This is a genomic window from Thermomonas sp. LB-4 (assembly GCF_036409385.1).
In the GTDB taxonomy this organism is placed as follows: domain Bacteria; phylum Pseudomonadota; class Gammaproteobacteria; order Xanthomonadales; family Xanthomonadaceae; genus Thermomonas.
Genome location: NZ_JAXOFT010000054.1, coordinates 1 through 1,412, shown reverse-complemented (window position 1 = coordinate 1,412; position 1,412 = coordinate 1). Strand labels below are relative to the sequence as shown.

General features: G+C 64.4%; 1 pseudogene. It reads right to left on the bottom strand.

The features are described 5' to 3' along the window. Positions 1 to 31: 31 nt before the first annotated feature. A pseudogene (locus SPK54_RS13575) lies at positions 32 to 1,317 on the bottom strand (IS256 family transposase). Between the last annotated feature and the right edge of the window lie 95 nt (positions 1,318 to 1,412).

Genomic DNA, 1,412 nt, shown 5'->3' with positions numbered 1-1,412 from the left:
AGAGATATGCTCGAAAGTTGGTGACGCTTGATCAGGCGGCAGCTTGAATGTGGCGGACGCCGTCGCGGAACTCAACCCCGCTGATGACCTCCGGCAGGCGGTTCCGGCCGTCGAGCCTCCGCCATTTCTTCTGCGCCGACATCATCAGCCGGAAGGCCATGGCGAGCCCGGTCTTTCGGCTCAGGCAGCCCTTGGTTCGCCGGGTGCGGTGCCGGACGGTGGCGAAGGTGCTCTCGATCGGATTTGACGTCCGGATATGTTTCCAGTGCTCGGCCGGATAGTCGTAGAGGGTCAGCAGCGCGTCCCGGTCCTTGACCAGCTTGGCCACCGCCTTGTCCCATTTCACGCCGTAGGTTTCGACGAAGAAGTTGAAGGCGACGTTGGCTTCGGCCTTTGTCCCGGCCTGCCAGATGTCGTGCAGGTGTCCTTTGGCCCTGCCTGCCAGATGTCGTGCAGGTGTCCTTTGGCCCTGGCCTGCGCCGATTTCGGCAGCGCGTTCAGCACGTTCATGGTCTTGTGCAGCCAGCACCGCTGCTCCTGCGTCGTGGGGAAGACTTCGCGCAGGGCCGTCCAGAAGCCGAGGGCACCGTCGCCGATCGCGAGCTTGGGATCCTGCGTGAGGCCGCGCCGCTTGAGATCGAGCAGCACCTCGCGCCAGCTCTGGGTGCTCTCGCGGAAGCCGTCGGTCATGGCCAGCAGTTCCTTCCGGCCGTATTCATCCGCCCCGACGATGACCAGAACGCATTGCTTTTCCTCGGCCATACGCGGCTTGAAGTAGACACCGTCGGCCCAGATGTAGAGGAACCGTCGGGTTCCGAGGTCGCGCTTCTCCCAAGCCTCGTATTCGGACCACCAGTTGGCTTTCAGGCGGGTGACGGTCTTGGCCGACAGGCCCTTGGCGTCCGGCCCCAGCAGGGCGGCCAGCGCCTCGCCGAAATCGCCGGTGGAGACCCCCTTGAGGTAGAGCCAGGGCAGCAGTTCCTCGACCGATTTGGCCTTGCGCAGGTAGCGCGGCAGGATGCTGGGCGTGAAGGAGATCCTCTCCGCTCCCGGCTTGCGATCCCGCACCCGCGGCACCTTCACGGCGACCGGACCGATCCCGGTCAGGATTTCGCGCTCCGGCAAATGTCCGTGCCGCACCAGCCTGGCCCGACCGTCATCGAGCCTTTCCTCAGCGAACGCGGCGAGGAGCGTTGCCAGCTCGGCCTCAACCGCTTGTTCGATCAGCTTGCGCGCACCCTCCCGGATGAGGTCCGTCAGCGGATCCGGCGAAAACCCCGATGGATCGGGCAGCGTGCTGATGGTAGTCTCCGACATGTGGCATATCCCTTTCTCGGCTGAGAATTGACGGCGTCTGAACACCGCCATGATATGCCGCCCCTCAGGGCATCACCAACTTTCGCGCGTTACTC